This window comes from Roseiarcus fermentans (genome assembly GCF_003315135.1).
GTDB classification, from domain to species: domain Bacteria; phylum Pseudomonadota; class Alphaproteobacteria; order Rhizobiales; family Beijerinckiaceae; genus Roseiarcus; species Roseiarcus fermentans.
The window spans coordinates 15,751-38,002 of record NZ_QNRK01000033.1 but is presented as its reverse complement, the minus strand read 5'-3'; the positions used below and the strand labels follow the sequence as shown (position 1 = coordinate 38,002).

The following is a 22,252-nucleotide window of genomic DNA, read 5'->3' as shown; positions in this document are numbered from 1 at the left end:
TTCGTCCGCGACAGGATGCGGCGGCGGACCGCCTGCGTCCTGTCCCGTTCCCCGGCCTGGCGGCCCGGGCGGCGGCGGCGCGCTACGCCGGCCGCGACATCAGCACCGCGATCAGGATGATCGCGCCGCCGATCAGTTGCAGCCCGGTCATCGCCTCGCCCAGCACCCCCCAGGCGAGCAGCGCCGAGAACGGCGGCTGGGCGAGGATCACCAGCGCGACGATCGCGACCGGCGTCCGGCCGATCGCGAGCGAGGTCAGGCCCTGGCCGATCGCGTGCGAGCCGAAGCCGAGCAGCACGACGATCGTCCAGCCGAGCGGGGTCGAGGGGATCAGGGTCTCGCCGCGCGCGGCCGCCGCGATCGTCAGCGCGACCGCCGAAACGGCCGCCGACCACAGCGTCGCCGTCGGCGCGTCGAGCTTTTCCCGCAGGCGCTTGATGATCAGGAGGTAGGCGGCATAGGCCGTCGCCGCGCACAGCGCGAAGGCGTCGCCGGCGCCGACATGCGCCGGCGCCGCCATTCCGGCCATCACCCAGGCGCCCGCGAGCGCCAGCGCCAGCGCCAGCCAGACCCGCCGGGGCGGATGCTCGGCGAAGAAGATCGCCCCGCCGATCACGGTCAGGATCGGGGCGACGTTGCCGATGAAGACCGCGTTGGCGACCCGGGTTCCGAAGATCGCCAGGTGGAACGACCCGACGTCGACCGCGAAGGCGAGGCCGGCGAGAACGAGCGGGATCGCCGCCGCCCAAAGGTCCGCCCCGGGCGGGCGGGCGCGCCCGGACGCCCGGATCCAGACGATCAGCGCGGGCGCCGCGAGACCCATGCGCCAGGCCGCCCCCGCGAGCGGTCCGACGTCGAGAAAGCGAACCAGAATGCCCGACCAGGCGATGATCGCGGTTCCCGCGAGCAGGGCGACGAGGCCCGCGCGATCGACCCCGGCGCCGCGCGAGGCTTCGATGTCCGTTTCCGCATTGCCGCTCATCGTCACGCGCTATCAGATTCGCGCGCTCTCCGGCCAGCGGCGCCCCGTCTCGCGCCGACGAAGACCGCGCCGCGCCCGGCGCCCGCTTGCCGCCCCTCGCGGACCGGGCCAAGGTGGTTCCGGTCCTGTCCGCTCGTGGCGCCCGATGATTCGCACCGTCCTCCTCGTCGACCTCGACGGCACCCTGACCGATCCGGCCGCGGGAATCGTCGGCAGCTTCCGCCACGCGCTCGCGGCGATGGGGCGCCCGGCCGCCCCGGCGCAGGACCTCGCCTGGATTATCGGCCCGCCGCTGCGGGCGTCGTTCGCCGAGGTTCTCGGCGGCGCGGACGAGGCCGAGGCGGCGCTCGCCGCCTATCGCGCCCGCTACGGAGCGACCGGCCTCTACGAGGCGTCGGTCTACGACGGCGCGCCGGAGGCCCTCGCGGCGCTGCGCGCGTCCGGCGTGCGGCTGGTGCTCTGCACCTCGAAACCGATCGTCTATGCGACCCGCATTCTGGAGCGCTTCGACCTCGCCCGTCATTTCGACGCGGCCTACGGCGCCGAACTCGACGGCCGCTTCGACGACAAGGGCGAACTGATCGCCCACATCCTGACCGATCAGGGAATCGCCGCCGGATCGTGCGCGATGCTCGGCGATCGCAAGCACGACGTGATCGGCGCGACCCGCAGCGGCGTCCCGACCATCGGCGCGCTCTGGGGATTCGGCGGCGAGGCCGAACTGGTCGCGGCGGGCGCCGCGATCCTCTGCGCCCGTCCCTACGACGTCCCCGCCGCCCTCGCCCGGCTTTGCTGACTGCGCCCGTCGTGGCAGAAAGCGCCATGACCGCATTCCCCGACGCTCCCGAACCGCCGCGCGCCGACCGGCGCCCCGTGCAACGATCCGCCCACGGAGTCGCCTGGACGGACGACTACCTGTGGCTCCGGGCGGAGAACTGGGAGGAGGTGTTGCGCGATCCGGCCGCGCTCGCGCCCGACATTCGCGCGCTGCTCGAGGCGGAGAACGCCTACGCCGACGGGGTCCTCGCGCCGACGAAGCCCTTGCAGGAGACGCTCGCCGCCGAGATGCGGGCGCGGCTGCAGGAGGACGACAGCGAGCCGCCGCAGGCCGACGGGCCCTGGGCCTATTTCACCCGTTACCGGCCGGGCGGCCAGCATCGCCTCGTCTGCCGCAGGCCGCGCGCCGGCGGCGACGACCAGACGCTGCTCGACGGCGACGCGCTCGCAGGCGACAAGGCCTTCTTCAGCCTCGAGGCCGCGGCGCATTCCCCCGATCACGCCAGGCTCGCCTGGGCCGCCGACGATCTCGGCTCCGAACTCCTGACGATCCGTGTCCGCGACCTCGCCGCCGGCGCGGACCTCGGCGACCGCGTCGTCAACGCCGGCGAGGACATCGTCTGGACGCGCGATTCGGCCGGCTTCCTCTATGTCGAGCTGGACGAACAGCACCGGCCGTTCCGGGTGATGCTGCACCGGCTCGGGACCGACCAGAGCGAGGACGCCGAGATCTTCGCCGAGCGCGATCCGGCCTGGTTCATCGGCGTCGGGGGGGCGCTGAACGGGCTGACCGCGATGATCGACGTGCACGGCCACGACGGGTCGGAGACGCATGTCGTCGACCTCGCCGATCCGACCCGGCCGCCGCGCCTCGTCGCGCCGCGCCGGCCGGGGCATTTCTACGACGTCCTCGACGGCGGCGACCGGTTCCTGATCCGCACCAACAGGCAGGCGCGCGACTTCAAGATCGTCGAGGCGCCGCGGGACGCGCCCGAGGAGGCGAACTGGCGCGACGTCGTCGCGCATCGCGACGGCTGCTATCTGATCGACGCCGTCGTGCTCGCCCGCCATCTCGCGCTGCTGGCGCGCGAGGACAGCCGGCCGCGCCTGATCGTGATCGACCGCGAGACGGGAGACCGCCACGACGTCGCCTTCGACGAGGCCACCTACGCGCTCGGCTTCGACACCGTCTACGAGTTCGACAGCCCGGGAATCCGGTTCGCCTGGTCGTCGATGGCGCGGCCGGAGGAAGTCTACGACTACGATTGCGCGACGCGCGCCCGCACGCTGGTCAAGCGGCAGGTCGTGCCCTCCGGCCACGATTCCGGGCGCTACGTGACCCGTCTGCTGTTCGCGCCCACGGCCGACGGCGAGACCGTTCCGGTGTCCGTGCTGATGCGGCGCGAGGTCGTGTGCGACGGTTCGGCGCCGCTGCTCCTCTACGGCTACGGCTCCTACGGCTGGTCGGTCGAGGCCGGCTTCTCGACCAGCCGGCTGTCGCTGGTCGACCGCGGCTTCGTCTTCGCCATCGCCCACGTGCGCGGCGGGACCGAGAAGGGATGGCGCTGGTACGAGGAGGGCAAGCTCGCCCGCAAGCCGAACACCTTTTCCGACTTCCTCGCCGCCGCCCGGCATCTGGTCGCGGCAGGCTACACGAGCGCGGGCCGCATCGTGGCGCAGGGCGGCAGCGCCGGCGGCCTGTTGATGGGGGTGGTCGTCAACGACGCGCCGGACCTGTTCGCCGGAATCGTCGCCGACGTGCCGTTCGTCGACGCGCTCGCGACCATGATGGACGAGACGCTGCCGCTGACCCCGCCGGAATGGCTGGAATGGGGCGATCCGGTGCGCGATCCCGCGGCCTTCACGACCATCCGCGGCTACAGCCCCTACGACAACGTCCGGGCGCAGGCCTATCCGCCGATTCTCGCGCTCGGCGGCCTGACCGATCCGCGCGTCGCCTATTGGGAGCCGGCGAAATGGGCGGCGAAACTCCGGGCGACGATGACGGGCGGCGGCCCGGTGCTGCTGCACACCGACATGGACGCCGGCCACGGCGGCAAGCCCGGCCGGTTCGACCACTTGACCGAGGTGGCCCGCAACGCCGCCTTCGCGCTCGCCTGCTGTCACCGCTTGTAGCCGCGCTCGGCTCGGGCGCGGCCGCCCTTCGGCGCCGGCGCTGCGCGCCTCACCCAACCTTCAGCGCGGCGCGCATCGCGCAGGCGAGGCGGGTCGCCTCGCGCGCGTCGCCGAGGCCGAGCGGAGTCGGGCCGCCGTTGCGGACCGCCGCGACGAAGGCGCGGGCCTCGAGCAGGAACGCCTCGCCGAAGCGTTCGAAGAAATCGCCCTGGCCGGCGACCGAGCGGCGGCCCGCCTGCTCCAGCGTCAGCGGGAGCTTCGGGATGGCGCGGCCGACCTCGAGCGTCGCCTTCGAGCCGACGATCGTCATCGCCGCCTCGTAGCCGCGGTGCGAGGTGCGAGTCACGTAGAAGTCGGCGATCGTTCCGCCCGCGAACGCCACGCAGGCCGAGGCGGTGTCGACGTCGCCGCAATCGGCGAGCGCGGGGGTGACGATGCGGCTGCCGACGGCGGCGACGGCGGAAAAACCGACGCCGTCGAGCATCCAGCGGACAAGGTCGATGTCGTGGATGCAGCAGTCGAGGAAGACGCCGCCCGAGGTCGGCGCGAAGCGGACGAAGAAGCCGTCCGGATCGATCGGGTCTTCGGAGACGCAGCGGATCGCGACGATGTCGCCGAGCGCGCCCTCGTCGATCAGCCGCTTCGCCTCGGCGTAGGCGGGGTCGAACCGGCGCATGAAGCCGACCATCACGATCTGCTCCGGCCGCCCGGCCGCCGCCGCGATGGCGCGGTCGCAATCGGCGGGATCGAGCGCGAGCGGCTTTTCGCAGAAGACGTGCTTGCCGGCCTCGACCGCCTCGATCACCTGATCGGCGTGCAGCGACGTCGGCGTGACCAGCCAGACGGCGTCGAGATCCGGATGGCGCAAGAGCTCGGTCAGGCCGGCGTAGGTCGCGACCCCGTTCAGCGCGCGCTCGGCCCAGGCGCGCTCCTCGGCGACGGGACTCGCCGCTGCGACGAGGGTTGCGCCCGCGATGCGGCGAGCGAGGTTTTCCGCGTGGCGGCGACCGAGGCGGCCGAGCCCGACGACGCCGATGCGAACCGTGTCGGACATAACGCGAGGTCCTTCCGATCGATGCGCGGCGGACCCGGCGATCCGGCTGCGCAGGATTTTCAATTCGGCCGGACGGCGTTCGCCCCGGCAGCGCAGGCCTCGCCTTCACCGGAAGGAAGCAGCCAGTTTCTCGCGCTTATGAAATCAATATTCCAATATGACGGCGAGCGCTACGCTTTTCGCAGCCGAATCGGAGGCGTGAGGCCAGTTTGGCGAGTTGTCCGTTTCATATTTTGAAATATATGGAATGGGCGCTCGATCGATGCGCCGATCGCATGGCGCGACGGCGACCGGCGCGGGCGGCCACGCGGACCCGCCGGCGACGAGCGATGAGTCGGCGCGGCGCGGCCGTTCAGGCGCGTCAAGACTTTTGCGGAAGGGCTCGGGAGCGAGAAGGGCGGCGGCGCCCGGGCGGGACGCTCGCCCGCGCGGCCGAAGCTTGCGCGAGAAGACGCTCGAGCGAACCGGCGGGCGTCCTGGACCGGACGCCTCGCCGGCGGTTCCTGCGCACACCGGCCGCGTGTTCCGCCGCCTCGGGCCTCCCCGTCTGGGGGGCGCCCCGTCAGTATCGGTTGTCGGACATCCAGCGGGCGATTTCCACCTTGGGCAGCGTCAGTCCATCCGGCCCTTCGATCTTGTACACTTCGGCGCGTTGCCGACGGAGGTGTTTCGCCCGCGTCAGCGCCGCTTCCTTGCTCGAAATGCTTCCGGACGTCCTGTCCTGATCGAGTTGGTCCCGATAAAAGACTTTCCAGTCAGGCATAATCACGTTTCCTCCCGGCGCGCGCCAACAAGCCTGTTAACGTCGCGGACTGCGATTTCGTTCCTGACGTCGACGACGCCCGGCACCCGGCGCGCGGTCGCTTCCGCGCAAAATTTCTGTTGGTCCAGTTCCACCACACCCTGCAAGACGACCAGACCTTGTTTCTCCTCCGCGGTCACCCGGTGACGAGGGATCGCGAGGTTCCAGTGAAGCGCGTTCGCGACCTGCGTACCTAGATCCGTCATGGCGCGTTCCTCGCTGTGATTCGGCTTAAGTGCCGCACGCTCTTAGCAAGTATTTACGCACAGATCGTGCAGGCCAGTACAACCATGTAAAGAAATTAAAAGCAACTTAACTACTCCCCGTGCGACAATATACCTCAGACTAATGAGCGTATCAGATGTCCATGTGGAAGAAGGTCAACAGGACTGGACGGCGGGGATCGAGTGTACTCTACTTTTGACTGGTGATCCATGATGATGACCAATTTGAAAATGGTCAAATCGATCGGGCGACCGTTGCCGCGCGGCCGCCGCCGAGGACGGGCCGTCGGGCCTGGCTCCCGTGTCTGGTCTGTCGTCCGCGTCCCGGCAGGGGTTCGCGCGGCCGCTGGCGCAGCCGTGCGGCGTGGCGGCCGGGCGACAGCTTTTCGGCGCCGTCGCCGCGTCGCCGCCCGCGCGCTTCACCGTCCGCCGGCTGGCCCGCCCGGCGCGCCCAGGCCCGTGAACAGCCAGGCGTGCCGCGGCTCGTTGTGGAACTTCCATACCCGGTGCGGCCCGGCCATGACGTTGAGATAGTAGCTGTCGTAGCCGTGCAGCGTGGCGACCGGGTGATAGCCCTTGGGCACCATCACCACGTCGCCGTCCTCGATCAGCACCGACTCGTCGAGCGAGCGGTCGTCGGTGTAGACGCGCTGGAAGCCGTACCCTTGGGGTGGGTTGAAGCGGTGGTAGTAGGTTTCCTCGAGATAGCTCTCGTTCGGCAGGTCGTCGCGGTCGTGCTTGTGCGGCGGGTAGGACGAGGTGTTGCCGCCCGGCGTGATCACCTCGACCACCAGCAGCGCGTCGGCCGAGCCGTCGTCCTCGGGCATGATGTTGGTGACGCGGCGGGTGTTGGACCCCTGTCCGCGCACGATCTGCGGATGCGTCCCCGGCGGGATCAGCTTCGCCCGATGGCCAGGTCCGCCGGGGGCGGAGCAGACCGCGAGTTCGAGCGGGGTCGTGGCCGTGATCGCATAGCGGCCGCCGGCCGGGATGTAGGCCGCCCACGGCGGCCCCTCGAACGGGCTCATGCGTTCGCCGATCTCGCCCAGGTCCTCGCCGTCGATCGCGAGCCGGGCCTTGCCCGAGACCAGCGCCAGGCACACCTCGCGCGCGCCGGTTTCGGCTTCGAGGGACTCGCCTGCGGCGAGCCGGTGCAGGGCGAAGCCGACATGGCGCCAGCCGGCGCTTTCCGGCGTCACCTCGGTGACGAGCCCGTGGTCCGCCTTCGGTCTCACCCGCAGCTGCGACATGTCCCTGCTCCTTCGTGCGTCTTCGTGATCTTCGTGACCTTGGTGGTTCTTCACCACAAAGATCACGAAGGGTCCTCAGTCGAACCGCCGCTGACTCTTGCGGGCGGCCTCGTATCTCTCGCGCGCCTGCCTCACCTCGCCGCGCGACGACACTTCTGGAACGGCGACGTCCCACCAGTGCCCGCCGGCCTCGGTCACGATCAGCGGGTGGGTCTCGATGACCACGACCGTGGTGCGGTCGTTGGTCCTGGCGGTCTCGAGCGCGCGTTCGAGGTCTGCGATGGAGGATACTTTTTCCGCGATCGCGCCCATGCTCTCGGCGTGTTCGGCGAAGTCGATGTCCGGTTGCGCCACCATGGCGCAGTCCTTCCACAGGTTGTTGAAGTTGGCCCCGCCCGTCTCCATCTGGAGCCGGTTGATGCAACCGAAGCCGTGGTTGTCGAGCACGACGACGACGAGTTTGAGCCCGAGGCTGACGGAGGTGGCGAGCTCCGAGTTCATCATCATGTAGGAGCCGTCGCCGACCATCACCACGACCTCCTTGTCGGGCCGCGCCATCTTCACGCCGAGCCCGCCGGCGATCTCGTAGCCCATGCAGGAGAAGCCGTATTCCAGGTGATAGCCGCCGGGCTCGGTCGGGACCCAGAGCTTGTGCAGTTCGCCCGGCAGGCCGCCGGCGGCATTGACGACGATGGTCTCTTCGACCCCGAGCGCGCGCACGACCGCGCCGATCACCTCGGCGTCGGAGGGCAGTTCGGCGTTGCTGGGGCTCAGCGCCTTGCTGGCTGCGTCGAACCAGGCGGCCTTTTCCCGCGTGGCGCGCTCCGCGACCGCCGGGTCGGCCGTCCAGCCGCGCAGCGCCGCGGACAGTTCGGCGAGGCCCGCCCTCGCGTCGCAGACGAGCGGTTGCGCCTCGTGCTTGGCGGCGTCGTAGGGCGCGACGTTGAGGGCGAGGATCTTCATCGCGTCCGACTTGAACAGGGCCCACGAGCCGGTGGTGAAATCCTGCAGGCGCGTTCCGATCGCGATCACGAGGTCGGCGTCGGCCGCCAGCGCGTTGGCCGCGGACGTTCCGGTGACGCCGATCGCGCCCAGCGCCAGGGGGTGGGTCTCGTCGATCGCCGACTTGCCGGCCTGGCTGACCGCGACCGGAATCCCGTGCGTCTCGGCGAAGGCCCCGAGTTCGTCGCAGGCCCCCGAGTACAGCACGCCGCCGCCCGCGATGATCATCGGCCGCTTCGCCGCCCGGATCGCGGCCGCGGCCGCGGCGAGTTCGTCGAGGTCGGGACGGATGCGCCGCGTCGCCCAGATTTTTTCGGCGAACAGGCTTTCCGGCCAGTCCCAGGCTTCGGTCTGCACATCCTGGCACAGCGCCAGCGTCACCGGGCCGCAGGCGGCCGGGTCGGTCAGCACCGTCATCGCCCGCTGCAGCGCCGGGATCAGCTGCTCGGGACGCTGAATTCGGTCGAAGTAGCGCGACACCGGCCGGAAGCAGTCGTTGACCGTGACCGTGCCGTCGGAAAAATCCTCGATCTGCTGCAGCACCGGGTCGGGCAGGCGGTCGGCGAACACGTCGCCCGGAAGCAGCAGGAGCGGCAGCCGGTCGACATGCGCGACCGCTGCGGCGGTCACCATGTTGAGCGCGCCGGGGCCGATCGAGGTGGTGCAGGCCATGAAGCGACGGCGGAACGTCGCCTTGGCGAAGGCGGTCGCCGCCAGCGCCATGGCCTGCTCGTTGTGGGCGCGCAGGGTGGGAAGGGCCTCGCGCGCCTCGTAGAGCGCCTCGCCCATGCCGGCGACGTTGCCGTGGCCGAAGATCGCCCAGCATCCGGCGACGATCGGCAGCTTTTCGCCGTCGACCACCGTCATCTGCTTCGTCAGAAAGCGCACCAGCGCCTGCGCAACCGTGAGCCGCACCGTCCTGCCCGTCATGATCATGTCCCTCCCGACCCCTTGCCGGTCGTCGAATGCCCGTCCATCGGCGGCCGACGTCACGCGGCCCGCCGCCGCTCGAGCGACAGCCACAGGTCGGTCAGCGCGCCGAAGCGCGCCGCCATCGCGTCCACCGCCTCCGCCTCTTCGATCGTCCCGTTGAGCCAGCGCTCGGCCGATTCGCCGAAGATCGTTCGCCCGACGGCGAAGCCGCGCACCGTGGCCGCCGAGCGCGCGGCGCCGAAACTCTCCTTCAGCGCCTCGATCGGGGCGTCGAGGCCGAGCAGCACCACGCCGCGGCAATACGGGTCGGCGCCCTGGATCACGCCGTCGATCGCGGCCCACGCCGCGGCCGACGCTTGCGGTTCGAGCTTCCACCAGTCGGGCCTCAGGCCCGCCTCGTAAAGCTCGCCGAGCGCGCGCGCCACCGTGTCGGCGTCGACCGGCCCCGCCTTCGAGGCGATGATCTCGATCAGGATTTCGCGCCCGATCCGGCGCGACGCCTCGAACGCCGATACGAGCTTTTCGGTCTGCTCGCGCTTCAGGCCTTCGTCGTCGTCGGGATGGTAGAAGCACAGGACCTTGACGCAATGGTCGACCGGCCACTCGATCAGCCGGCTGCCGAGATCCTGGCCGAACTCGAACCGAAGCGGGCGCGAGCCGGGCAGCTCGACCGGCCGCGCGACCCACAGGTCCCCGCCTGCGCCGGCGGCGAACAGCGCCTCGCGCCCGTATTTGTCGTCGAGCAGCACGCCGAAGCCGGGGCGGCCGGCGGCCACGCGGCGCGCGGCCTCGACCGCGAGAACCTTGAACCCGGGGATGCGCGCGCGCGCCCCCTCGTCCGGCGCCAGATCCTCGAGCTGAAGGCGATGGTCGATGGCGAGCGCCATCAGGCGCGGGATCTCGCGCCGTCGCGTCGTCGCCCAGTGGATGGCGTTCAGCGTGGCGTCCTTGCGCAACGCCCGCGTGGCGCCGCCGTGATCGAGGAAATGCTTCAGCTCGGCCCAGGTCGGATATTCCGGCGAGCACAGCAGGCGCGACACCGCGAAGGCGCCGCAGGCGTTGGCCCAGGTCGCGCAGGTGGCGAGATCCTCGCCGCGCAGCCAGCCGCGCAGGAAGCCGGACAGAAAGGCGTCGCCCGCGCCGAGCACGTTGAAGACCTCGATCGCGAAGCCCCGGCCGACGATTCCGGCCTCGGGATCGGCGGGAATCGGACCGTCATAGACGATGCAGCCTTTGGCGCCGCGCTTGAGGACAATGGTCGCGGCGGAGACGGCGCGGATGGCCTCGAGCGCGGCCAGCACGCTGTCGGCGCCGCCCGCGATCATGATCTCTTCCTCGGTGCCGACGATCAGGTCGCAATCGGCGAGGACGGGCCTGAGGCGCGCCGACACCGCGTCCGATTTCACGTAGCGCTCGAACCCGGCGGCGTGGCCGCCCAGACCCCACAGGTTCGGACGATAGTCGACGTCGAACGCCACCTTGCCGCCGTGCGCCCTGGCGAGCCGGATCGCCTTGGCCTGCGCCGCCGCGGCGGCGGGCTTCGAGAAATGCGTCCCCGTCACGACGATCGCGCGGGCGCTGGCGATGAAATCCTCGTCGATGTCGCTCTCGTCGAGCGCCATGTCGGCGCAGTCGGAGCGATAGAAAGTCATCGGCGACACGCCCTCGCGCTCGACCGCGAGCAGGACGAGGCCGGTCAGGCGCTCGGGGTCGACATGGACGCCCTCGACAGCGACGCCCTCGCGCACGAGCTGCTCGCGGATGAAATTGCCCATCTGCTCGGCGCCGACCCGGGTGACGAGCGCCGACTTGAGGCCCAGCCGCGCCGCGCCGATGGCGATGTTGGCCGGGCAGCCGCCGACAGACTTGGCGAAGCTGCCGATGTCCTCGAGCCGGCCGCCGATCTGCTGACCGTAGAGGTCGATCAGGGAGCGGCCGATGGCGATCAGGTCGAGCGTCTTGTCCATGGCCCTTGCTCCTGTCGTCCGGACCCGCAATCCCTGACCCGCAACGCCCCCGCCGGCCGTCCTTCAGTAGACGATCTCGACCGCCCGTCCTTCCTTCAGGGACTTCAGCGCGGCTTCCGCCATCACCAGCGCCTTCAGCCCGTCTTCGCCCGACGGGCGCATCGGCCGGCCGGCCGCGACCGCCTCGATGAAGGCGGCGATCTCGGCGGCGTAGGCCTGGGTGTAGCGGGTCATGAAGAAGTTCAGGAGCGGGTCGCGCAGGTAGCCGGTCTCGTTCGCCACCTCGACCGTGGTCTCGCGCAGGTTCTCGGCCGAAACCATGCCCTTCGAGCCGTGAACCTCGATCCGCTGGTCGTAGCCGTAGGTCGCGCGGCGCGAATTGGCGATCTGGGCGATCCTGCCCGATCGCGTGGTCAGGATCAGCGACGCGCTGTCGACGTCGCCCGCGGCGCCGATCGCGGGATCGACCAGATTGGAGGCGGTGGCGTATACGCTGACCGGGTCCTCGCCGAGCAGGAACGCCGCCATGTCGAAATCATGGATGGTCATGTCGCGGAACAGGCCGCCCGAGCGCCCGATATAGGCGATCGGCGGCGGCGCGGGGTCGCGCGAGGTGATCGACACCATCTCCACCGCGCCGATCGCGCCGGCGTCGATGCGGGCGCGGACGGCGCGGAAGTTCGGGTCGAAGCGGCGGTTGAAGCCGATCATCAGCGGCGCCTTTTCCGCCTCGACGACGGCGAGGCAGCGCCGGACGCGCTCGACCGACAGGTCGATCGGCTTCTCGCAGAAGATCGCCTTGCCCGCCCGCGCCGCCTGCTCGATCATGTCGGCGTGCATGTCGGTCGGCGTGGTGATCAGCACCGCGTCGACGTCCCTGGCCGTCATGATCGCCTCGACCGTGCGCACCTGAGCGCCCGAGCTCGCGGCGATCGCCTCGGCGGCTTCGGGGAGGGCGTCGGCGACCGCGACCAACTTCGCGCCCGCGTTCGCGGCGACCGCCCCGGCGTGAACCTTGCCGATGCGGCCGGCGCCCAGAAGGCCAAACTTCAGCGTCATGGTGTCGTCTCTCCATTCGGCTCGTCTGCGCCGCGACCGCCCGTCGCGCGCAAGACATCCGCCGTCGAACGTTTCCGCCGGTCGTCGCGGTCGAAGGGGCCGCGAGCCTCGTCCCAAGGGGGATCGTGATGGAACTTATATTCCATTTTCCTTCACCGTCAACAGTTTCGTTTTGCAATCGTGCGGTTTTCGGCTAGGCTGACGGCTTTCCCATCGCCGGAAGGCGGCTTCGAGAGACATCGCGATGACGGAAGCCCTCACCGACAGTCCGCCGCAGGCCTTCAACGAGCTGCGCGACCTGATCATCGAACGGCGCGACAAGCTGCCGCGGCGGCTGGCGCAGGTGGCCGCCTACACGATCGAGTTTCCCGACGACATCGCCTTTGGAACGGTCGGCAGCATTTCGGAGCGCGCCGCTGTGCAGCCCTCGACGCTGGTGCGCTTCGCCAAGGCGCTGGGCTACAGCGGGTTCAGCGAGTTGCAGGCGGTGTTCCAGGAGCGGCTGCGCGACCGGCCGAACAACTACGAGGCCCGCCTGCAATCCCTCGACGAACACACGTCCGGCCATTCGCCGGCGATGGCGGCGATCGAGGGATTCAGCGAGGCGGCGATCCGTTCGATCGAAAGGGTGAAGGAGCGCGTCAAGCCGGAGGACCTGGACGAGGCGGCGCGGATCCTGGCGGCGGCGGAGACCGTCTACCTGATCGGGCTGCGCCGGTCCTATCCGGTGACCGCCTATCTGCACTATGCGCTGGGAACGCTCGGGATCAGGACGGTGCTGGCCGGCTCGCCGAGCGGCGTCGACCGCGAAATCCTGGCGTTCGCCGGCCCGCGCGACGCGGCGCTCGCGGTCAGCTTCACGCCCTATGCGCCCACGACCGTCGAATACACCCGCCAGATCGTCGCGCAGAACACGCCGCTGGTCTCGATCACCGACAGCCCGTTCAGCCCGCTGGCGCTGAACACCAGCGTGTGGTTCGAGATCGTCGAGAGCGACTTCGAGGGCTTTCGCACGCTCGCGGCCACGATGACGCTGGCGGCGGCGCTGGCGATCGCCGTGGCGGAGAAGCGGCGCGCGGGCGGCAGGCGATAGATGGAATTTTAATTCTATAACGCCTATATTATGAAATCTTCGGGCGGAGCTGCATCGGCGGCGGCGAGGGGGACGGTGTTCGGCCGCCCCCGCCGTCGGATCTCACGGCGCAGGCAGCATCGAATCGCGCACCAGCGCCGTCAGCTCCCGGTAGGCTTCGATGAACGACCGCAAGGTCCTTGCGGTCGCCCCGTAGCGGTCGAACTCCTCGATCGAGAGGCCGCCCTCGTCGTAAGCGCGGCGGAAGTCGGGGAATTTTCGATAGAGGTCGGCGACGATCGCGGGATCGACGGGATCGTCGATCCGCTTCTTCACCTCGACGTCGGACTTGTTGAACTGCACCTGCCACTCGTAGGGAATGGTCAGAACGACGTCGCCGCCGATCAGTTGCGACCAGTGCAGGTGGTGGCGGTAGGCCGCGGCGAGCAGCCGCGTCCGGTATCCGCGCGCCTTGAACAGGCCGTAGGCCTTCTTGAAGGTCGCCACGCCTGCCCAGTCGAGATGGCCGGGCGTGGTGACGACGCCCTCGCGGGTCGCGACGACCTTCAGCCAGTCGTCGAGGCGCCCGATCATCAGCGTGCAGACCGGCGTCATGCCGGACACGTCGTGACCTTCGGCGGCGCGGCGGTCGAGGCCGCGCTCGACCGCCTCGGCCACCGCGATCGCCTGGGGCAGGGTGAAGCTGACGGTCGCGTTGATGTCGACGCCGAGGCGGGTCGCCTCCTCGATCGCGGCGATCCCGGCGGCGGTCGCGGGGATCTTGACCTGGATGTTGGGCGCGAGGCCAGCGAAATGCACCGCCTGCTCCACCAGCGCCGGAACGTTGCGGTAGTTGACCGGGTTCGTCTGCATCGACAGGCGCCCTTTGCGGCGCCGCTCGCGCTCGAACACCGGCAGCAGCATCTCGGCGCCGCGCAACCCCATGAGTTCGATCAGCTTCCAGGCGATCTCGTCCTCGCTGGCCGCGGGGTTGTCGTGGATCAGCTGAAGCAGCCTGTCCTTCCAGGCCGCGAATTCCTTCTTCAGCACCGCCAGGACGATCGATGGGTTGGTGGTCGCGCCGACCGCGCCGTTGCCGATCGCGTATTCGAGTTCGCGCGGCGAGCAGGAATCGTTCCAGACGTCGGTCGGCCCGGCGTGCACGGTCCGATACAGCGGCGACGGGTTCGGGGGCGAAATGGTCACGTCTTCCTCTCCTCCATCGGGCGCCCGTTCACTGAGGTCCTTCCGACCCGAGTGTCGGTATGCGACATGGTCATTCCATCGCCTATCATAAATGGATTGTTTCGTCCATATCGTTTTTTCAAGACGGTCAACGGGTCGGTGTCCGGCCGGCCGCCGCCGCGCGGAGCGTCGCAGCCGGGACGGCCGAAAGCGGCGTAACTCCCAATCCCGTCATTGCGAGGAGCAAAGCGACGAAGCAACCCACGACGAAGTTTGCATCCATTTTGCAAGGATTGCTCCGTCTTCTGCTTGCAACGAAGCTCGAGGGACGGCGTGGCGGTCCGCGAGCCGCACAGCAGCCCAGCGGCCCCTGGGTCGCTTCCCCCCGGGCTCTTCGACCCGGGGGTCGCTCGCGATGACGGCGTTCTTCGGCGTCCACCTTGGGAGATACCAAGCGGCAGCGCCACGGTGTGGGAGCGTTGTTTCGGATCGGTCGCCGGCATGGCCGTGCTTGCCGCGCTCGGCGTCCCTGCCTTTCCGGCAAGCGGTGGGTTCGAATCGAAAACAGAACTTGAATTCCGAATGAAAGGCGCAGTAGAATATTTAGGCCGATCCTGAGCCGGCCGAAAGCGAAGGAACCCGCCCGCCGGGGGCGGGACGGCGAAGATCGGCCCAGCGGGCCTGAACAGGGAGTTTTTGCCAATGATCCGTATCGGCGCCAATCCGATCTGCTGGTCCAACGACGACATGGTGGAAATCGGCGGCGACATTTCGCTGGAGCAGTGCCTGAGCGAGGCCCGCGACATCGGCATCGAGGGCATGGAGAAGGGCAACAAGTTTCCCAAGACCGCGCCGGCGCTGAAGGCCAAGCTCGCCGAATACGGCCTCGTGTTCGTGTCCGGCTGGTATTCGACCTTCCTGCTCGAACGCGACGGCGACGCCGAATTCGCCGCCGGCCTCGACGAACTGAAGCTGCGCCGCGACGCGGGCGCCGAGGTCCTCGTCACCTGCGAATGCACGCGCACGGTGCACGGGACGAAGTCGGCGCCGCTCTCGACCCGGCCAGTGATGACCGACGCCGAATGGGCGACGTTCCTGCCGCGCATGACCCGCTTCGCCGAACTGTGCAGGGATTTCGGGCTCGAGGTCGTCTACCACCATCACATGGGAACCGTGGTGCAGACCGAGGCCGAGGTCGACCGTCTGATGGCCGGAACCGGCCCGGCGGTGAAGCTGCTGCTCGACACCGGCCACATCACCTGGGCCGGCGGCGACCCGGTGCGCATGGCGAAAACCTACGCCGGGCGGATCGGCCACGTGCACGCCAAGGACGTGCGCAGGGATGTCGCCGCGCAGGCGACCGCCGAGGACTGGTCGTTCCTCGATTCCGTCCTCGCCGGCGTCTACACCGTGCCCGGCGACGGCTGCATCGATTTCGCCAGTGTGTTCAAGGCGTTGCCCGACTATTCGGGGTGGGTGGTGATCGAGGCCGAGCAGGACCCGGAGAAGGCCAATCCGAAGCGATACGTCACCATGGGTTACGCCAATCTGAAGCGCTTTCTCGCCGAGGCCGGGCTCGCCTGACCGGCGCGGGCGCTCGGCGCCGCTGGGGCCCGCGCAGGGCTCGGGACACGCGCGAAAGGCCGTGCGGCCGGCCCTGCTCGCCGGCGCCCCGCGAAGGGCGGGGGCGGGGGCCGCCGAGATCCGCGGCGCCCGGGGTTCGCTTCGCCGAAATGGAACAGAAATTCCATAGCGGCCGAGAGCTGCGCGCGATGAGCGCCGGCCGCCTCGCGGCGCGGATTCAAAGAGGCGGTCGCTGCGCCGGTTCAGTCGCCGCGGCTCGACCCGGCGCGAAGGCCGCTACCGTCGCTCCCAACGATCGGGCGGCCGCCCGAACGCCGAAAACCCGTTGCGCCGCCAACAGGTTCGCCGCCCCGCAGGCTTCGCTGGCCCCGCCTTGGGAGCGACGGGAAAGAAAAAGATCGGAAGGCGCATTCCATTATTGACTTCGATTGGAACGTTTGCTACGAACAGTGGCGCGGCCAACGGTTTTTCAAATCCGATGTCGCGGGCCGCGAGCCGGAACGCCCGATCGGCAGTCCGGCCGCCATCTGGGAGGACAAACGACAATGAAACGCACCCTCGTTGCGCTCGCCGCCGCCACGTTGCTCGCGAGCCCCGCCTTCGCCGCCAAGATCGGCGTCTCGATGGACAAGTTCGACGACAACTTCCTCACCGTGCTGCGCAACGGCATGGTCGACTACGCCAAGACGCAGCCGGGCGTGACGCTCCAGATCGAGGACGCCAAGGACGACGTCTCGAAGCAGATCAGCCAGGTGCAGAATTTCATCGCCAACGGCGTCGACGCGATCATCGTCAACCCGGTCGACACCTCCGCCACCGCCGCCATCACCAAGGCCGCCGCCAGCGCGGGCGTGCCGCTCGTCTACGTCAACCGGATTCCGGCGGACATCGCCAAGCTCGGACCCAAGGCCGCGGTCGTCGCGTCCGATGAAAAGGAATCGGGAACCTACGAGACGCAGGCGATCTGCAAGATCCTCGGCGGCAAGGGCGACATTCTGGTGATCGAGGGCCAGCTCTCCAATCAGGCCGCGGTGCAGCGCACGGCCGACATCCACGACGTGATCGCCACCCCCGAGTGCAAGGGCATGAAGGTGATCGCCGAGCAGACCGCCGAGTGGGATCGCACGAAGGCGCAGAATTTGATGACCAACTGGCTGTCGAAGGGCCTCAAGTTTGACGCCGTCGTCTCCAACAACGACGAAATGGCGATCGGCGCGCTGCAGGCGATGAAGTCGGCCGGCGTCGACACCAAGGCGTCGGTGGTCGGCGGCGTCGACGCGACCCAGGACGCGCTCGCCTCGCTGAAGGCCGGCGACCTCAAGGTGACCGTGTTCCAGAACGCCGCCGGCCAGGGCAAGGGGGCGGTCGACGCCGCGCTCGCGCTCGCCGCCGGCAAGCCGGTCGAGAAGTGGGTCAAGATCCCGTTCGAACTGGTCACTCCGGCCAATCTCGACCAGTACATGAAGAAGAACTGACCGGCGCCGGAGGCGGGCTTCCTCCCGGCGCGCCTCCGGGCCTTTCGCGCGCAAGATCATGTCAGGATCGGCGTCGAGCCCCCCGGTCACGGGGGCGGCGCCGGAAACGATCGGGACGAAGCGCCATGGCGACCATCACCCCTTCGACCGCGGAGATCGTCAGGCGCAGCGGCGCCGTCCCCGGCGCCGACTACCTGCTCGAAGTCGAGGGCGTCCGCAAAGCCTTCCCCGGCGTGCTGGCGCTCGACGACGTGTCGTTCAGGCTGAAGCGCGGGCATGTTCACGCCCTGATGGGCGAGAACGGCGCCGGCAAGTCGACGCTGATGAAAATCATCGCCGGGGTCTACACGCCCGACGCCGGCTCCTTCAGGCTGAAGGGGCAGGAAATCAGGCTCACGTCGCCGCTCGACGCCCTCCGGTACGGCATCGCGATGATTCATCAGGAGCTCAACCTGATGAACTTCATGACGGTGGCCGAGAACATCTGGATCCGCCGCGAGCCGCTGAACGCGTTCGGCTTCGTGCGCCACGACGAGATGCGCCGCCGCACGCTGGCGCTGTTCGAGCAACTCGACATCCCGCTCGACCCGGAGTCGGAGATCCGCGACCTTTCCGTCGCCAACCGCCAGATGGTCGAGATCGCCAAGGCGGTGTCCTACGATTCCGACGTTCTGATCATGGACGAGCCGACCTCGGCGCTGACCGAGCGCGAGGTGGGGCATCTGTTCAAGATCATCCGGACGCTGAAAAGCCAGGGCAAGGGCATCATCTACATCACCCACAAGATGAACGAGCTGTTCGAGATCGCCGACGAGGTGTCGGTGTTCCGCGACGGCAAGTTCGTCGGCGAGCACGCCGCGGCCGACGTCACCCGCGACGACATCATCCGCGAGATGGTCGGGCGCGAGATCACCCAGATGTTCCCGAAGGAGATCGTGCCGATCGGCGAGACGGTGCTGTCGGTGCGCGACCTCAGCCTCGCGGGCAAGTTCCACGGGGTGTCGTTCGACCTGCGCAAGGGCGAGATTCTCGGCCTCGCCGGCCTCGTCGGGTCGGGGCGCAGCAACGTCGCCGAGACCCTGTTCGGGGTGACGCCGGCGACCGCGGGGACGATCCTGGTCGACGGCCGTGAACTCGCGGTCAGGAATCCGGGAACGGCGATGACCGCCGGCATGGCCTTCCTCACCGAGGATCGCAAGGAAACCGGCTGCTTCCTGCTGCTCGACATCATGGCCAACATGCAGATCGCGCTGCTGCGCGGCGGCTACGCGACCGCCGGTTTCGTCCGGGAGCGCGAGATCCAGACTTTGTGCCTGCAGCAGAAGGCGCGCCTGCGCATCCGCACGCCGGACCTCGAGGAGCCGATCATCAACCTTTCCGGCGGCAATCAGCAGAAGGTGCTGATCGCCCGTTGGCTGATGCTCAGGCCGAAAATCCTCATTCTCGACGAGCCGACGCGCGGCATCGACGTCGGCGCCAAGGCCGAGATCCACAAGCTGATCACCGAACTCGCCGGCCAGGGCGTCGCAGTGCTGATGATCTCGTCGGAACTGCCGGAAGTGCTCGGCATGAGCGACCGCATCCTCGTCATGCACGAAGGCCGGATGACCGGGATCGTCGACCGCAAGGACGCGAACCAGGTCGCGATCATGGACCTCGCGTCGCAGTAGCCACCGCCGAACGCTAAGGAACCAGACCCATGGCGACCGACATTTCCTCCGCTTCGCCCCCCGCGTCGGCCGAGACGCCGGTCGCGGGCCGCCGCCGCCTTCCGCCGGAGCTCAGCATCCTCGGCGTGATGATCGGCATGATGCTGCTGTTCGAGGCGCTCGGCTGGATCTTCGTCGGCCAGAGCTTCATCGCCAATCCCCTGCGTCTCAAGATCATGATCCTGCAGGAATCGGAGATCGGCATCATCGCCGTCGGCGTCACCCAGACCATCATCATGGCGGGCATCGACCTGTCGTCCGGGTCGGTGGTCGGCATGACGGCGATGATCGCGGCGAGCCTCGCGCAGGCAGCCGACGCGCCGCATGCGGTCTATCCGGGTCTGACGGGCCTCAACCCGATCTTTCCGGTCGCGGCGGGCCTGCTGTGCGGCCTCGCCGTCGGCGTCGTCAACGGCTGGCTGATCGCCTACACCAAAATCCCCCCGTTCATTGCCACCCTCGGCATGATGGTGTCGGCGCGCGGCGTCGCCGACTGGTACACCAACGGCCAGCCGATCGGCAATCTGACCGACTCCTTCGCCGACATCGGCGCGGGCTGGTGGCCGGTGATCATCTTCCTCGGCGTCGCCTTCATCTTCCACATCGCGCTGCGTTACACCCGCTACGGCAAGTTCACCTACGCCATCGGCGCCAACCCGCTCGCCGCCCGCGTCTCGGGCATCAACGTCGAGCGCCACATCGTGCTCGTCTACATGTTCGCCGGGCTGCTCTCGGGCCTGTGCGGCGTGGTGCACACGGCGCGCGCCATCAGCGGCCAGGCCGGCGTCGGCATGGGCTTCGAGCTCGACGCGATCGCCGCCGCCGTGATCGGCGGAACCTCGCTCTCGGGCGGCGTCGGGCGCATGACCGGCACCGTGATCGGCGCGGTCATCCTCGGCATCCTCACCTCCGGCTTCACCTTCCTCAACGTCGACGCGCATTACCAGGAGATCATCAAGGGCGGCGTCATCATCGCCGCCGTGGTCGCCGACCAGTACCGCCAGCGCCGGCGAAAGTCGGTGTGAGGGGAGGGATGGGCGTAGGGAGCAGGGAAGGGTGAATTCCCCGCTCCCGCCCAGCTGAACCCCGCTCGCCATTCGAATTCAATCCAAGGCAGCAGAGCAAATGACCATCAAGTTCGGCTTCAACCACATGATCAATCCCGCGCTGACGCCCGACCAGCTGGTCGACGCGGCGGTCGCGCTCGGCGCGGTCGCGATCGAGCTGCGCAACGACGTCGGCGACATGAGCCTGAAGGACGCCGCGACCGCCGCCCGCGTCGGCGCCCGAGCCAGGGACGCCGGGCTCGAGGTGGTGAGCGTCAACGCGCTCTATCCGTTCAACGTCTGGAACGACGAGCGCGCCCGCCAGACCGAGGCGCTGGCCGCGCTCGCCGCCGCCGCCGGCGCGACCGGCCTCGTCATGTGCCCGCTGAACGAAGGCAAGATGCTCGAGGACACGCCGGAGAAGGCGGCGAGCCTGCGCGCCGCGCTGACCGCGATCCGCCCGATCCTCGCGGCCCACGGCCTGAAAGGGTTCGTCGAGCCGCTCGGCTTCCCGGTGTCGTCGCTGCGCAGCAAGGCCTATGCGCTCTCGGCGATCGACGACATCGGCGGGGCGGATATCTTCTCGCTCGTCCACGACACCTTCCATCACACCGGGGCAGGGGAGGCGCCGGTGTTCGCCGCCCGCACCGGGCTCGTGCACATCTCCGGTCTCGAAGATCCCGCGATCGGCTTCGACGACATGCTCGACGGCCACCGCGTGCTGGTCGGCCCGAAGGACCGACTCGGCAATGTCGAGCAGCTTCGCCGCCTCTACGCCGACGGTTACGACGGAATCGTCTCGTTCGAGCCGTTTGCGCGCGAGGTCCACGACCTCGCCGATCCGATCGCCGCGGTGCGCGACAGCATGGCCTGGCTGCGCGAGGCGGTGGCGGCGTAAAGCCCCCTTGCCGTTGCGGTCGCCGACCGCGTTCGCCGCGACCGGCGCGGGAAGGGCGACGGCGCGCCGCCCTTCCACGCATCACACGTTCTCAGCGGTATAGATATTCACCGGCGTGACCGTCGTTCCCGCCGGGCCCTCCATGCGGCCCAGAAGCCGCGCCATCACCTCGATCGCGGCGCGGACCTCGAATTCCGGATTCTGGTCGATGATCGCGGCGATCGCCCGTGCGCGCAGCAGCGCCCGGCGCTCCTCGGTCAGTTCATGGGCGATCAGCGCGACGTCGCCGCGCCCGAGCGCGGCGAGCGCCGCGGCCACCTCGGCCGCGCCTGCGGTCACGTGATAGACGCCGCGGATCGCGGGATTGCGCTTCAGCGCCTCGGCGACCAGCAGCCCCGCCCGTTCCGCGTCCTCGCGGCTTTCGAGCGCGCCTTCGACCCGGCATCCGGGATAATGGTCCGCCAGAACCCGCCGGAACCCGGCCTCGCGCTCGCGCTGCCCGCGCAGGCTGAGGAGCCCCGAGATCATCACGATGTCGCCGCCCTCGCGCCCGAGGAAGCGGCCCATCAGGTCGCCGGCCACGCGCCCGGCCTGACGGTCGTCCGGGCCGACATAGGCGGCGCGCCCGCCGTCGGGGAGGTCGGTCGCGAGCGCAATCACCGGGATCGTCCGCGCGACCTCGCGCGCCGCCGCCGCGATCCGCCGGTCCTCTGGGCTGGTGACGATCAGGCCGTCGTGGCGCGGTCCGAGGCTGCGGATTCGCTCGGCGATCGCGCGCGCGTCGTCGAACGCGATGTGATGGATCAGGAACTGCAGGTTGAGGTCGGCGTAAGCGCGGCCTGCGGTCGCGAACGCGTCGCGCAGCGCCGCATGGAACGGATTGTCGGACGACTGGATGAGCACGGCGATCCGCTGGACGCGGGCGTACTTGCGCGCCAGCGTCCGGTCGAGACGCAGGCGCCGCGCCGCCGACAGCACCAGCGCGGCCTTGTCGGGCCTGACTCCGCCACGATCGTTGAGCACGCGATCCACGGTCGCCGTGGAGACGCCCGCGAGCCGCGCGACGTCGGCGATGATGGGCTTGCGCGCCATGGCTC

18 protein-coding genes are annotated in these 22,252 nt (G+C 69.3%); 8 read left to right on the top strand and 10 right to left on the bottom strand.

The annotated features are described in order from the left end of the window. Positions 1-82 precede the first annotated feature (82 nt). Entirely contained in the window at positions 83-982 is a 900-nt protein-coding gene (locus DFR50_RS23755; RefSeq protein ID WP_113891758.1) for a DMT family transporter, read from the bottom strand. A 145-nt stretch (positions 983-1,127) separates the two neighbouring features. Here DFR50_RS23755 and DFR50_RS23750 point away from each other — a divergent pair, with 145 nt between their 5' ends. Next, on the top strand, positions 1,128-1,778 hold the full coding sequence (locus DFR50_RS23750; protein ID WP_113891757.1) for an HAD hydrolase-like protein: 651 nt from the start codon (positions 1,128-1,130) through the stop codon (positions 1,776-1,778). A gap of 26 nt (positions 1,779-1,804) precedes the next feature. Continuing rightward, positions 1,805-3,895 (top strand): S9 family peptidase, encoded by a 2,091-nt coding sequence (locus tag DFR50_RS23745; protein WP_113891756.1) that lies wholly within the window; start codon positions 1,805-1,807, stop codon positions 3,893-3,895. Positions 3,896-3,944: 49 nt separating this feature from the next. Here DFR50_RS23745 and DFR50_RS23740 read toward each other — a convergent pair whose 3' ends face one another. From DFR50_RS23740 to iolG, 7 genes are all read right to left on the bottom strand, one after another. Continuing rightward, on the bottom strand, positions 3,945-4,949 hold the full coding sequence (locus DFR50_RS23740; protein WP_113891755.1) for a Gfo/Idh/MocA family oxidoreductase: 1,005 nt from the start codon (positions 4,947-4,949) through the stop codon (positions 3,945-3,947). A gap of 562 nt (positions 4,950-5,511) precedes the next feature. Next, positions 5,512-5,712, bottom strand: coding sequence for a hypothetical protein (locus DFR50_RS23735; protein ID WP_113891754.1), 201 nt, complete (start codon positions 5,710-5,712; stop codon positions 5,512-5,514). 2 nt (positions 5,713-5,714) lie between these two features. After that, the gene (locus tag DFR50_RS23730; protein WP_113891753.1) at positions 5,715-5,957 is read right to left on the bottom strand and encodes a BON domain-containing protein; all 243 of its coding nucleotides are present in this window, start codon (positions 5,955-5,957) and stop codon (positions 5,715-5,717) included. A 437-nt stretch (positions 5,958-6,394) separates the two neighbouring features. After that, positions 6,395-7,225, bottom strand: coding sequence for a 5-deoxy-glucuronate isomerase (gene iolB / locus DFR50_RS23725; protein WP_113891752.1), 831 nt, complete (start codon positions 7,223-7,225; stop codon positions 6,395-6,397). Positions 7,226-7,300: 75 nt separating this feature from the next. Continuing rightward, positions 7,301-9,157, bottom strand: a complete 1,857-nt coding sequence (gene iolD, locus DFR50_RS23720; protein WP_113891791.1) for a 3D-(3,5/4)-trihydroxycyclohexane-1,2-dione acylhydrolase (decyclizing) — start codon at positions 9,155-9,157, stop codon at positions 7,301-7,303. A gap of 59 nt (positions 9,158-9,216) precedes the next feature. Next, complete coding sequence (locus DFR50_RS23715; protein WP_113891751.1) at positions 9,217-11,127, bottom strand: bifunctional 5-dehydro-2-deoxygluconokinase/5-dehydro-2-deoxyphosphogluconate aldolase; 1,911 nt, start codon at positions 11,125-11,127, stop codon at positions 9,217-9,219. A gap of 63 nt (positions 11,128-11,190) precedes the next feature. After that, the gene (gene iolG, locus DFR50_RS23710; protein WP_113891750.1) at positions 11,191-12,186 is read right to left on the bottom strand and encodes an inositol 2-dehydrogenase; all 996 of its coding nucleotides are present in this window, start codon (positions 12,184-12,186) and stop codon (positions 11,191-11,193) included. 244 nt (positions 12,187-12,430) lie between these two features. Here iolG and DFR50_RS23705 point away from each other — a divergent pair, with 244 nt between their 5' ends. Further along, complete coding sequence (locus DFR50_RS23705) at positions 12,431-13,279, top strand: MurR/RpiR family transcriptional regulator (RefSeq protein ID WP_113891749.1); 849 nt, start codon at positions 12,431-12,433, stop codon at positions 13,277-13,279. 102 nt (positions 13,280-13,381) lie between these two features. Here DFR50_RS23705 and DFR50_RS23700 read toward each other — a convergent pair whose 3' ends face one another. Further along, positions 13,382-14,464 carry a transaldolase family protein gene (locus tag DFR50_RS23700; RefSeq protein ID WP_210209021.1) on the bottom strand — a complete coding sequence of 361 codons (1,083 nt, stop codon included), beginning with the start codon at positions 14,462-14,464 and terminating at the stop codon, positions 13,382-13,384. A gap of 681 nt (positions 14,465-15,145) precedes the next feature. Between DFR50_RS23700 and iolE the strand changes: the two genes are divergently transcribed. From iolE to DFR50_RS23675, 5 genes are all read left to right on the top strand, one after another. After that, complete coding sequence (iolE, locus tag DFR50_RS23695) at positions 15,146-16,027, top strand: myo-inosose-2 dehydratase (protein WP_210209020.1); 882 nt, start codon at positions 15,146-15,148, stop codon at positions 16,025-16,027. 545 nt (positions 16,028-16,572) lie between these two features. Next, on the top strand, positions 16,573-17,502 hold the full coding sequence (locus DFR50_RS23690) for a sugar ABC transporter substrate-binding protein (protein WP_113891747.1): 930 nt from the start codon (positions 16,573-16,575) through the stop codon (positions 17,500-17,502). A gap of 125 nt (positions 17,503-17,627) precedes the next feature. Next, entirely contained in the window at positions 17,628-19,172 is a 1,545-nt protein-coding gene (locus DFR50_RS23685) for a sugar ABC transporter ATP-binding protein (protein WP_113891746.1), read from the top strand. Between the two features lie 29 nt (positions 19,173-19,201). Continuing rightward, positions 19,202-20,236 carry an ABC transporter permease gene (locus tag DFR50_RS23680; RefSeq protein ID WP_113891745.1) on the top strand — a complete coding sequence of 345 codons (1,035 nt, stop codon included), beginning with the start codon at positions 19,202-19,204 and terminating at the stop codon, positions 20,234-20,236. A 100-nt stretch (positions 20,237-20,336) separates the two neighbouring features. Beyond that, positions 20,337-21,155: a TIM barrel protein gene (locus DFR50_RS23675; RefSeq protein ID WP_113891744.1), complete on the top strand. Its 819-nt coding sequence runs from the start codon at positions 20,337-20,339 to the stop codon at positions 21,153-21,155. A gap of 81 nt (positions 21,156-21,236) precedes the next feature. Here DFR50_RS23675 and DFR50_RS23670 read toward each other — a convergent pair whose 3' ends face one another. Then, entirely contained in the window at positions 21,237-22,247 is a 1,011-nt protein-coding gene (locus tag DFR50_RS23670) for a LacI family DNA-binding transcriptional regulator (protein WP_113891743.1), read from the bottom strand. Positions 22,248-22,252 lie beyond the last annotated feature (5 nt).

What these genes read in the sequence shown, in the direction of transcription:
- DFR50_RS23675 (WP_113891744.1), top strand. Translation starts at nt 20,337, where the DNA reads ATGACCATCAAGTTCGGCTTCAACCACATGATCAATCCCGCGCTGACG.
- iolG (WP_113891750.1), bottom strand. Translation starts at nt 12,186, where the DNA reads ATGACGCTGAAGTTTGGCCTTCTGGGCGCCGGCCGCATCGGCAAGGTT.
- DFR50_RS23705 (WP_113891749.1), top strand. Translation starts at nt 12,431, where the DNA reads ATGACGGAAGCCCTCACCGACAGTCCGCCGCAGGCCTTCAACGAGCTG.
- DFR50_RS23690 (WP_113891747.1), top strand. Translation starts at nt 16,573, where the DNA reads ATGAAACGCACCCTCGTTGCGCTCGCCGCCGCCACGTTGCTCGCGAGC.
- DFR50_RS23750 (WP_113891757.1), top strand. Translation starts at nt 1,128, where the DNA reads ATGATTCGCACCGTCCTCCTCGTCGACCTCGACGGCACCCTGACCGAT.
- DFR50_RS23680 (WP_113891745.1), top strand. Translation starts at nt 19,202, where the DNA reads ATGGCGACCGACATTTCCTCCGCTTCGCCCCCCGCGTCGGCCGAGACG.
- DFR50_RS23670 (WP_113891743.1), bottom strand. Translation starts at nt 22,247, where the DNA reads ATGGCGCGCAAGCCCATCATCGCCGACGTCGCGCGGCTCGCGGGCGTC.
- DFR50_RS23715 (WP_113891751.1), bottom strand. Translation starts at nt 11,127, where the DNA reads ATGGACAAGACGCTCGACCTGATCGCCATCGGCCGCTCCCTGATCGAC.
- DFR50_RS23735 (WP_113891754.1), bottom strand. Translation starts at nt 5,712, where the DNA reads ATGCCTGACTGGAAAGTCTTTTATCGGGACCAACTCGATCAGGACAGG.
- DFR50_RS23740 (WP_113891755.1), bottom strand. Translation starts at nt 4,949, where the DNA reads ATGTCCGACACGGTTCGCATCGGCGTCGTCGGGCTCGGCCGCCTCGGT.
- DFR50_RS23685 (WP_113891746.1), top strand. Translation starts at nt 17,628, where the DNA reads ATGGCGACCATCACCCCTTCGACCGCGGAGATCGTCAGGCGCAGCGGC.
- DFR50_RS23745 (WP_113891756.1), top strand. Translation starts at nt 1,805, where the DNA reads ATGACCGCATTCCCCGACGCTCCCGAACCGCCGCGCGCCGACCGGCGC.
- iolB (WP_113891752.1), bottom strand. Translation starts at nt 7,225, where the DNA reads ATGTCGCAGCTGCGGGTGAGACCGAAGGCGGACCACGGGCTCGTCACC.
- iolE (WP_210209020.1), top strand. Translation starts at nt 15,146, where the DNA reads ATGATCCGTATCGGCGCCAATCCGATCTGCTGGTCCAACGACGACATG.
- DFR50_RS23755 (WP_113891758.1), bottom strand. Translation starts at nt 982, where the DNA reads ATGAGCGGCAATGCGGAAACGGACATCGAAGCCTCGCGCGGCGCCGGG.
- DFR50_RS23730 (WP_113891753.1), bottom strand. Translation starts at nt 5,957, where the DNA reads ATGACGGATCTAGGTACGCAGGTCGCGAACGCGCTTCACTGGAACCTC.
- iolD (WP_113891791.1), bottom strand. Translation starts at nt 9,157, where the DNA reads ATGACGGGCAGGACGGTGCGGCTCACGGTTGCGCAGGCGCTGGTGCGC.